General features: G+C 35.6%; 12 protein-coding genes. 10 read left to right on the top strand and 2 right to left on the bottom strand.

What is annotated here, in order from left to right; genetic code table 11:
- The 5 genes from QZ055_RS05605 to QZ055_RS05625 form a co-directional block, all read left to right on the top strand.
- Positions 1 to 484, top strand: a 484-nt coding sequence (locus QZ055_RS05605) for a prolyl-tRNA synthetase associated domain-containing protein (RefSeq protein WP_295825195.1), incomplete at its 5' end; no start/stop codon positions are given.
- Positions 485 to 505: 21 nt separating this feature from the next.
- A complete protein-coding gene (locus tag QZ055_RS05610) occupies positions 506 to 1,273 on the top strand; it encodes an antibiotic biosynthesis monooxygenase (RefSeq protein WP_295825198.1) in 768 nt (255 codons plus the stop codon).
- 133 nt (positions 1,274 to 1,406) lie between these two features.
- Positions 1,407 to 2,189: a protein-ADP-ribose hydrolase gene (locus QZ055_RS05615; protein ID WP_295825200.1), complete on the top strand. Its 783-nt coding sequence runs from the start codon at positions 1,407 to 1,409 to the stop codon at positions 2,187 to 2,189.
- Entirely contained in the window at positions 2,161 to 3,012 is an 852-nt protein-coding gene (locus QZ055_RS05620; protein ID WP_295825202.1) for a Sir2 family NAD-dependent protein deacetylase, read from the top strand. The genes QZ055_RS05615 and QZ055_RS05620 overlap by 29 nt, the downstream gene beginning before the upstream one ends.
- Before the next feature lie 17 nt (positions 3,013 to 3,029).
- A complete protein-coding gene (locus tag QZ055_RS05625; RefSeq protein ID WP_295825205.1) occupies positions 3,030 to 3,527 on the top strand; it encodes a methylated-DNA--[protein]-cysteine S-methyltransferase in 498 nt (165 codons plus the stop codon).
- A 206-nt stretch (positions 3,528 to 3,733) separates the two neighbouring features.
- On the opposite strand, the gene QZ055_RS05630 is transcribed toward QZ055_RS05625, so the two are convergent.
- Positions 3,734 to 4,396 carry a fumarylacetoacetate hydrolase family protein gene (locus QZ055_RS05630; RefSeq protein ID WP_295825207.1) on the bottom strand — a complete coding sequence of 221 codons (663 nt, stop codon included), beginning with the start codon at positions 4,394 to 4,396 and terminating at the stop codon, positions 3,734 to 3,736.
- Between the two features lie 158 nt (positions 4,397 to 4,554).
- Here QZ055_RS05630 and QZ055_RS05635 point away from each other — a divergent pair, with 158 nt between their 5' ends.
- Positions 4,555 to 5,778 (top strand): hypothetical protein, encoded by a 1,224-nt coding sequence (locus tag QZ055_RS05635; protein WP_295825209.1) that lies wholly within the window; start codon positions 4,555 to 4,557, stop codon positions 5,776 to 5,778.
- Between the two features lie 146 nt (positions 5,779 to 5,924).
- Positions 5,925 to 6,947 carry a branched-chain amino acid aminotransferase gene (locus QZ055_RS05640; RefSeq protein WP_295825211.1) on the top strand — a complete coding sequence of 341 codons (1,023 nt, stop codon included), beginning with the start codon at positions 5,925 to 5,927 and terminating at the stop codon, positions 6,945 to 6,947.
- A 104-nt stretch (positions 6,948 to 7,051) separates the two neighbouring features.
- Here QZ055_RS05640 and QZ055_RS05645 read toward each other — a convergent pair whose 3' ends face one another.
- The gene (locus QZ055_RS05645) at positions 7,052 to 7,444 is read right to left on the bottom strand and encodes a thioesterase family protein (protein WP_227068102.1); all 393 of its coding nucleotides are present in this window, start codon (positions 7,442 to 7,444) and stop codon (positions 7,052 to 7,054) included.
- Positions 7,445 to 7,615: 171 nt separating this feature from the next.
- Here QZ055_RS05645 and QZ055_RS05650 point away from each other — a divergent pair, with 171 nt between their 5' ends.
- From QZ055_RS05650 to QZ055_RS05660, 3 genes are all read left to right on the top strand, one after another.
- The gene (locus QZ055_RS05650; protein ID WP_005379027.1) at positions 7,616 to 8,353 is read left to right on the top strand and encodes a TVP38/TMEM64 family protein; all 738 of its coding nucleotides are present in this window, start codon (positions 7,616 to 7,618) and stop codon (positions 8,351 to 8,353) included.
- A gap of 43 nt (positions 8,354 to 8,396) precedes the next feature.
- Complete coding sequence (locus tag QZ055_RS05655; RefSeq protein WP_295825219.1) at positions 8,397 to 9,590, top strand: PLP-dependent aminotransferase family protein; 1,194 nt, start codon at positions 8,397 to 8,399, stop codon at positions 9,588 to 9,590.
- A gap of 184 nt (positions 9,591 to 9,774) precedes the next feature.
- On the top strand, positions 9,775 to 10,264 hold a 490-nt coding region (locus QZ055_RS05660), incomplete at its 3' end, for a P-loop NTPase (RefSeq protein ID WP_295825221.1).

Raw genomic sequence — 10,264 nt, forward strand, 5'->3', positions numbered from 1 at the left:
GTTAGATAAACAAGGCGTATATGATTGTTTACGTGACCATCATATCGATTTTGAAGTCACGGACCACACACCGCTATTTAGTATGGATGACAAGCCCAATGTAGAGCTGCCATATCCTGAGTGGGATGCGAAAAATTTATTCATTCGAGACCACAAGCGGGAACACTACTATCTGATTACTGTTCGTGGTTCTAAGCGTGTAGATCTAAAACAGTTTCGGAAGGACCATAATCTGAAAAAGATTTCTTTTGGTTCTGAAGAAGAGCTATGGGATATATTAAAGATTAAACCAGGTCACGTATCTCCATTCTGCTTGCTCCACGATGAAGAGCGTAAGGTACATTACTATATTGATGCGGATTATAAAGATAATCTAATTGGTATCCATCCAAATCAAAATGACGCTACTGTATGGCTACAAGGAAAAGACTTAGTTAAATTAATTGAAGAACATGGTACAATAGTAGAATATATTACATTGTAATTTAGTCGAATCGGAGCATGTATGAATAGAAAATTATTAAAACGTATTCTTGTCACATCTGCTATTGCAGTATTAGGCGTAAGCACATCCTTTGCGGCTCTTGTTATGGAACGTGATGAAGGTTTAGATACAGCACCTAGTGTAGGTATGTATCGCTTCCAAGTACCTGCAGAACTACAAGGACCATATAATAGTACGGCCGTAGCTAACTTAACAACATCTATGGAAAAAGAACCTAACACATTATCTATGAACGTAGCTCATGTGAAAGGGAATCCATCTGAGTCTTATGTGGTAGAAATCTATAAAGATTTAGCGGCTATTGAAACGCATCGTAAATCTGATCAGTATCAAGCTTTTGTTAATGAAGTAGGTTCTAAATTAACAAATCGCAAAATGTATGATGTACAGTCTGTGCTATTGTTTGAGAAAAAAGATGCTTTATCTATCGTAAATGACGGTAAAGCTGTGGTGACATTGACAGAGTTTAATGTTGATAGCAATGATATCGATACAGTACAACGTCAATATCAACTAGATATAGAACGTGCTGTTCGAGACGATGCGGGCTATAAGGCGGGGTATGTGCTTCGTGATAGAAACGCAAAGAATCATTGGTATGTTATCCAAATCTATAGTGATCAAGAAGCCTTAACAAAACATTTGAATAGTCCTGGTTATCGCTTTATGATGAGCCAAATCCAAGGTAGTCTACAAAACGTTACTACAAAAGTACTAGATGGGGATATCCTCGTTAACCATGGTGGTCAAGCTTTTGTAAGACCTTAGTATTGGATATAATATAATTACGACTACAAATATAATTACAGTAAAGTTACTGCTAGCATATGCATATGTATGTGCTAGCAGTTTTTTTGTTATATAATAAGTAAAAGTCTTGATAGACTATAAGGAGTTACAAATGACACAGCAAGAACGTTTATCTTATCTTGTAAAAGGATTAGTAGAAGAATATAGAGAGAAATATAAAGACGAACATATTGAAATTCCTAATGATGAAGCAGAACAGTTTACACTTTTTAGGGCTTTATGTAATATTCGTGCTGCTGGTGCAATGCCTATTGAATGGATGAAAGTACAAGATGAATATTTAAATATATTGACTCTAGAAAAAGGTATTGTAAGGATTAAGGATATGGAGGAGAGGGAGCCTCAGATTTATTTGTGGCAAGGAGACATTACTCGATTATCTGTAGATGCTATTGTTAATGCTGCCAATAATCAATTACTTGGTTGTTTTGCGCCTAATCATAAGTGTATCGATAATGCCATTCATACTTTTGCTGGTATTGAGCTGCGTATGGAGTGTGCACGGATGATAGAATATATGGATATGCCTGAGAAAACAGGCGTGGCTCGTAAGACTTATGCCTATAATTTACCAGCCAGTCATGTTATCCATACAGTGGGACCTATTGTTTATGATACTGTTACAGAGTTAGAAAAAGAACAATTGGCATCGTGCTATAGATCTTGCTTGGAGTTAGCTAATGCTTATAGTTTGAAGTCCATTGCATTTTGCTGTATTTCTACAGGTGAGTTTAGATTTCCTAATGAATTGGCGGCCCAAATTGCTATCGATACGGTGCGTACTTATTTAAAAGAAACTAATAGTAAAATACAAGTGGTATTTAATGTATTTAAGGATATAGATTATGAAATCTATAACAAATTATTGGGATAATATAGAACGTGTAAAAGATTTTTTGAATACAGCTGATGCGGTACTCGTAGGTATTGGGGCCGGTATGTCTACTGCAGCGGGTCTGACCTATAGTGGAGAACGTTTTCATAAATACTTCGATGACTTTCACAAAAAGTACGGTATCACAGATATGTATTCTGGTGGATTCTATTCATTTGAAAGCATGGAAGAATATTGGGCGTGGTGGAGCCGTCATATCTACTATAATCGCTATGATATTTCAGTAGGTGAACCTTATATTCGGTTGATGGAGTTATTACAAAATAAGAATTACTTTGTGATTACCACTAATGTAGATCATCAAATGCAATTGGCCGGTGTAGATAAAAGTAGATTTTATTACATGCAAGGTGATTATGGATTATGGCAGTGCTCTGAGCCATGTCATCAAAAGACTTATGATAATGAAGAACAAGTGCGTCGTATGGTTAAGGAACAAAAGGATATGAAAATTCCTACCGAGTTAATTCCTCACTGTCCTAGATGTGGTGAATTGATGACAATGAACTTACGTATTGATGGCACCTTTGTACAAGACGAAGGTTGGTATGCGGCACAAAATAGATATGCGGACTTTATAGAGCGATATAAAGATAAAAAGCTTGTCATGCTAGAATTTGGTGTTGGATATAATACACCGATGATAATTAAATACCCATTTATGCGGATGGCACATGAAAATATGGATGCTCTATATGTACCAATTAATATGGAAGATCAACCTATACCTTTTGAAATTCATAAAAATACTGTATCATTTAATAATGACATACAAAAGGTTATGAATGATTTGTTATCTTAAGAAGGAGTTAATGTACTATGAATTATAAATACACCTATGAAAGCCCTTTAGGAACTATGGTTATGCTTGGTACATTATCATACTTAACAGATTTATTTTTTATTGATGAGGCTCATGCACCAAGTTATGATGATGCGGAGTATATAGAGCAGCTAACAGGTCCATTTGAAGTAACAATTATGTGGCTAGACCAATACTTTAATGGTAAAAAGCCTTTTATTACACCTCCTATCCAGTTAGAAGGCACTGACTTCCGTAAGTCTGTATGGTCTATATTACAAACTATACCGTATGGTGAAACTACAACATATGGAGAGATAGGTAAACAAATTGCACAGCAACAGGGGAAAGAGAAATTCTCGGCTCAAGCTGTAGGCGGTGCAGTAGGTCATAATCCTATTTCTATTATCATTCCATGTCACCGTGTTATCGGCAGCAATGGTAAATTAACAGGCTATGCAGGGGGCATTGAACGAAAGAAATATATGCTAGACCTAGAGTCCGAACATAAATAAAGTAATAGTAAATATAAAACATAGATAATAATAAATGAGATAATAATAAAAGAGATTACTCCTATGTATAGTCATATATACATAAAGGTAATCTCTTTTTTGTACTTAGATATAGTTGGTTGTAATGTAACTAGATACGGTTATGTAAATAAATATAGTAATAACTAGAATATGAGCAAATAGAATTCTTTAATATTGTACCTATTTTAAATAAATTTGTTTTCTAAGGTTCCAATACCACTTATAGAAACAGTAACAGTATCTCCTGGTTTTAACCAAGAGTATTTGCTTTCATTTTTACCTAATACAACACCACTAGGTGTACCTGTAAAGATAATGTCACCTTCTTGGAGTGTCATATAGGATGATAGAAAGGCAATAATGTCATAAGGCTTAAAAATCATCTGTTCTAGCTTCGCTTGTTGACGTATTTCACCGTTGACTGTTGTTGTAATAGTGGCACTTTCAAAGTCAAAATCATCAGGAGATACCATATTAGGACCAATAGGAGCAAAGTTATCAAGGGATTTGCCAAGTATCCATTGGGAGCCTCTAAACTGTAAGCTACGGGCGGAAACATCATTGCCAATTGTATAACCTAATATATGGTCTTTCGCATGTTCTGGAGATATATTTTCTCCAGACTTACCAATGATGATAACTAGCTCGCCTTCATAGTCATAATGGAATGCTTCGTCTTCGATGGTAATTGTATCATGATTACTTGCAAGAGCATTTGATGTTTTCATAAAGATTTCTGGGAAATCATGTGTAGCTAGACTAGTTTCGGCAATATGATCAGCGTAGTTAAGACCGATACAAATGATACTTTTAGGACTAGGAATTAAAGAATGTTTATTTTCGTTCATAATAGGGACCTCCTAATAGGGTGGGATACATATATCTTATGCTAATTATAATATAAAACAGTATGTAAAAAATATTTTTGACTAAATAATTTTATAGAGGCATTTTTGTCACATCCTACTTGTTATACTTTAAAAAAGTAATAAAAGGAGGAGACCCTATGTATATGCAAAGAAATGGTATAGATAAATTTACAGGTACTGCTGTATCTTGTGACATTACAAGTACTGGTTGTTGGTATGGTGATTTACCAGATTGTGTTCCTAATGAAGTAAAAGTAAATCGTGAAGATTATTATATTGATGAGATACAACATATTTCTATTAAGGAAACTATAAGTGTTACATATAAAATTAAATGGAATCATATTTCAAAACCCATAGAGGGTAAAATAGAGCCCCTTACTACTAAGAAGTATCCAATTGGGGAAAATCAAAAAAAATATTTGTTAGACCTCATGGGTCGTAGATTTTCTGACGATATTATTCTATATGATGAGGATGAGTGTTCTGTTGAAGTACAGCTTATCAACACTGAGGAGAAATCGTTCACATATGAAATCCCCTTTGACAATGATATGAGGTCCATGTCTATATTATTTAGACAAATCCTGGGTGAGCCTACATTACTTTTATTCGATGGGAATCGAGAAAAAGATAGAATTCAAGAGATTTATATTGAAGTGCAAAAAAATATATATCAAGACTATGGTGATGTAAATACATTATGTTTTCGTTGGAATGAATCGTCTATTTCCATTGATTGTAATAGTACACAATTTGGATATTCTAGCCATAGTCATAGTGAGTATGTAGATGCTCAAATGATTCATCAGTTGAAGCAAGACATTAACTTTCACCTAGGTGATACGTTATATAATTTAAAGGCCTTTAGTTTTAGTAAGAGTCATGAGCTTGATATGGATCCTGCTCGTGGTGGTATTGTAACAGTACGAATTAAATGGGTGCATAAAGAGGATACGTTATTTATAGGGAATCTAACAGATCAGTATGTGCCTACATGGTATAAAAATCTAATTAGTTTTATACGTACTCATTCAAGAGATAAATCTGTAGAAGCGTTTTTACAATCTAATCATAAATCCGATAGGAGCCTTTATACGTATTGCTCTGTATATATTTTTAAGGCTCATCAAGAGTTTTATTATCGTACCGATAGAAATGACATATATGAAGGGGATATTGTAAAAGTTCCTTTTGGATCAGATAATGCGGTTCGTACTGGTCGTGTAGAATCGATTTCCTATCATACGCGTTATGATGTACCTTATAATTTAAATCGGACAAAGTTTATTATAGATAAAGATGTAGAAGTTATTTATGATAAAAATCCTTATGGTTTCGATGCTATATATGACGAATAAAAGTAACATAAGTACAAATCTATATTAATATATATGAGTACTTAATTTATTATATATATGACTTATAACCTCTATAGAATCTATTGAAATTACAAGATGATAGTGATAAGATTAAATGTATATCAATATAAATGGAGGTTATTGTTATGAGCAAGAATATCGATTGGGATAATCTCGGTTTTGGTTATGTAGAAACCGACTACCGTTATTTGACTACATATAAAGATGGTAAATGGGACGAAGGCGGTCTAATTACTGATGCTAACGTTGTCCTTAATGAATGTGCTGGTGTATTCCAATACGCTCAAACTGTCTTTGAAGGTTTAAAAGCATACTACACAAAAGATGGTCATATTGTATGCTTCCGTCCAGATTTGAATGCAGAACGTTTGAATCAATCTTGTGAACGCCTTGTAATGCCTACATTACCTGAAGGTCGTTTCATCGAAGCTGTAAAAGAAGTTGTAAAAGCAAATAAAGACTTTGTTCCTCCATATGGTCATGGTGCAAGCCTTTATATTCGCCCTTACATGATAGGTACAAACTCCGTTATCGGTGTAAAACCTGCTGATGAATATCAATTCCGTGTGTTTACAACTCCAGTAGGCCCTTACTTCAAAGGTGGCGCTAAACCAATCAAAATTCGTATCACTGATTTTGATCGTGCAGCTCCTCATGGCACTGGTCATATAAAAGCTGGTTTGAACTATGCTATGAGTTTGTATGCTATCACTGATGCTCATAACAAAGGCTATGCAGAAAATATGTATCTTGATGCGGGTACTCGTACACATGTTGAAGAAACTGGTGGTGCGAACTTCATCTTCATCACTAAAGATGGTAAATTAGTTACACCTAAATCCGATAGTATTTTACCATCCATTACACGTCGTTCTTTGATGTATGTAGCAGAACACTATCTTGGTATGACTGTAGAACATCGTCCTGTTCATAAAGATGAATTAAAAGACTTTGCTGAAATTGGTCTTTGTGGTACAGCGGCTGTTATTTCTCCAGTAGGTCAAATCGATACTCCAGAAGGCACTATTAATGTACCAGCTGGTATAGATGATATGGGCCCTGTAACTAAAAAATTATATGATACATTACTTGGTATCCAACATGGCGAAATCGAAGCTCCAGAAGGTTGGGTAGTTAAGATTTGCTAATTTTTAAGTAATATAAAATAATATACTATTAAAACATCCTCCATAATCAGAAGATTGTGGAGGATGTTTGCGTTTATAGAATTTATTTGATTGGATCTATCGATTTAGTTTGATGCTTTTCGTGCACTAACCTTTGTCATAAATTTCTCATTGTTAATGACAAATCGTTCATGTGTGCCTTTACCAATAATTCCAACACCATCGGATGCTTCGATGGCAAAGGAGATTTTTCGCCCTTCCACAGCTGTTACTGTAGCAGTGGCTGTAATTGTAGTACCCATAGGGGAGGGAGCATCATGGCTAATGGATAGGGAGATGCCTACCGTGCCTTCACCATCATTTAATTCTGGTTGTACTGCTGCTTGTGCAGCTTCTTCCATAAGTGCACACATGGCAGGAGTAGCGAATACCTCAAGAGAACCAGACTTCATTGTTTTTGCAATATTAGATTCTGTAACTGTAACTGTTGCTGTCGCAGATTGACCAACTTGTATCATAGTAAACCTTCTTTCGTAATGAACTAGAATATATTTGTATTATACAACTCTTATGAGTATATATGCTAATTTTGTAATGATAAAATTTATTATTTCCTAAAATAGACTTAATTATACAGACTCTATAGAATCCGTGCTATAATAGTACTAGTTTTATTTAACGAGGTAACTATGAAAGAACGAAAATTTTCGCCTTCTGGTGAAGGCTTGGTGCAGGTAATAGCAGGCATATTATTTGTTGTATTACTTATCATTATTAATATTGTAGATCCTACATTTTACCCAACTATGTGGCATCTAGCTACGAGTGGTTCTATGGAGGAAATTGCCGAGTATATTCAAGGCTATGGCCCTATGGCCATGGTAGTGAGCATGCTCCTTGATATTTTTGTCAATGCTGTAGGTTTTTTGCCATCTATTTTTATTTCCACAGCGAATGGTCTCGTGTTTGGTATGTGGCCTGGCATTATTATTTCATGGCTAGCTGAAACCATTGGGGTAGTCATCAGCTTTTATATCATGCGTTATTTCTTACGAGATGCGGCGGATAAGCTAATTTCTAAGAGTACCACATTGATGAAGGTTGATGATTTTTCCGGTAATAATGGTTTTGTGGTCATGTTATTTGCTAGATCATTACCTTATTTTCCATCTGGTGTCATCACTGCGCTAGGGGCTATCAGTAAGATTAAACCGCGTGACTATATTTTAGCAAATTTAATTGGTAAATTTCCGTCTACAGCCCTTGAAGTTGCTATTGGCACAGATATTGTCAACTTCCAAGAGAATATGGGTCGTCTTGGCATTATTGTCGTCGTAGCAGCCATTGTATATTTTATTCTATGGAAGGTATATAAACGATATATTAATAAACGTAATGCAGAACGAGAACATGATCCTAATGCTTAATAAACATGTATTTCTATGTAATTAAAATAAAAGAGGCGATACTATGAGTTTTTCACTTCCTGAACGCGTAATATTAAAAGGGCCTAATTTCATCCGTGAAGTATTTGAACGTGGTGTTGGTGTACCTGGATTTATCAGTTTTGGCATTGGTAATCCAGCACCAGAGGCAATTCCTGTGAAAGTTATCGAAGATGCCTTTGATTTCATCGTTCATGATAATCCTATGAGTTTATTACAATATGGTCCGATGCAAGGGGATGCGCGATTAGCAGAATTGACCTTACAACGTTTATCGAAAGTTCACCATATGAATTTAGAGGGGCAAGGTTTGATTATTTCCAATGGGGCTGGTCAACTATTGGGCTTGGTACCTATTACTGTATGTGAAACTGGCGATGAAGTGTACATGGACGATTATACTTTCACAAGTGCTATCAATTCTGTACGCAATATGGGGGCTAAGGCAGTCGGCATCAAAACTGATGAATTCGGTATGATTCCAAGTGAGTTGGAAAAAGCTGCTCAATCAGGCAAGGGGAAATATATCTATTTAATTCCAAATTTTCAAAACCCAACAGGCATTACCATGCCTTTAGAACGTCGCAAAGAGATTTACGCTATTGCATCTAAATATGATTTATTCATTTATGAAGATGATCCATATGGTGAAATCCGTTTTGCTGGTGAACATGTACCGACCTTTAAATCCTTTGATACGGAAAATCGTGTTCTCTATGCCGGATCCTATTCTAAAACATTATCGGCAGGCTTGCGCGTTGGTTTTTTGTTGGGCCCAGAAGATGTTATCGGTACTATTCAGGCACTTAAAAATAATACAGCTGGTCAAATGCCATTAGTTACACAAAAGGTGGTAGCACACGTGCTAGACCATATCGATTATGATGCACATTTAGAAAATGTACGCAAGGTATATAAATCTAAATGTGATGCTATGATGCGTGTATTTAAAGAAAAGGGAAGTTCTAAGGTTCATTTGACGCAACCTACTGGTGGTATGTTCGCATGGATGACAATGCCTGATACTGTTGATTGTGATGAATTCTTTGAAGCGTGCATGAATAAAAATGTAGGCATTATTAAATGTGGTGCTTTTGCGGCTGATGGCGTACAAAATGGTCATGCATTCCGTTTGAGCTATACGGTGCCTACAATTCCAGAAATTGAGAAGGGAATGGAAATCCTCTGTGCTCTTACAAAGGAATATTGTGGTGAATAATTTAGTAGTTTAAAGCGTATAGGTATATTGAAAATTATTAAACTACCATGATACAATAACACTGTAAATATATGATGTGTTAGTTGTAGAAAGAGCTTTCACAATGAATGATATTTACAATGAGATAATAATTTTCTAACTATATATTGTTGAGGGAAGTCCTCGAAGAAAGTAGGTGTTTACTATGGGTTGCGGTAGCAGCAGTAGTGATTGCAATAGTTGTCCATCCAAATCCGCAGGTTGCGGTGGTGCACAACAGCCTCAAGATATGACGGCGCCATTGCATGAATTGAGTTCCGTTAAACATGTTATCGGTGTTGTATCCGGTAAGGGTGGTGTAGGTAAATCCTCCGTTACAAGCTTGATGGCCTTAACGATGGCTCGTAAAGGTTATAAAGTAGGTATTCTTGATGCTGATATAACTGGTCCATCCATTCCTAAGATGTTTGGTATCAAAGAAAAGGCTTACGCTGACGAAGTTGGTATGTATCCTGTTAAAACTAAGCAATATGGCATTGATGTAATGTCTGTTAATTTGTTGCTTGAAAATGATACAGATCCTGTATTGTGGCGTGGTCCTATTCTAGGCAATGTTGTAAAACAATTCTACAGTGATGTTATTTGGAAAGACATCGATTATTTATTCGTTGATATGCCACCAGGAACAGGTGACG

The sequence above is a fragment of the uncultured Veillonella sp. genome (assembly GCF_905209685.1).
Lineage (GTDB): Bacteria > Bacillota > Negativicutes > Veillonellales > Veillonellaceae > Veillonella.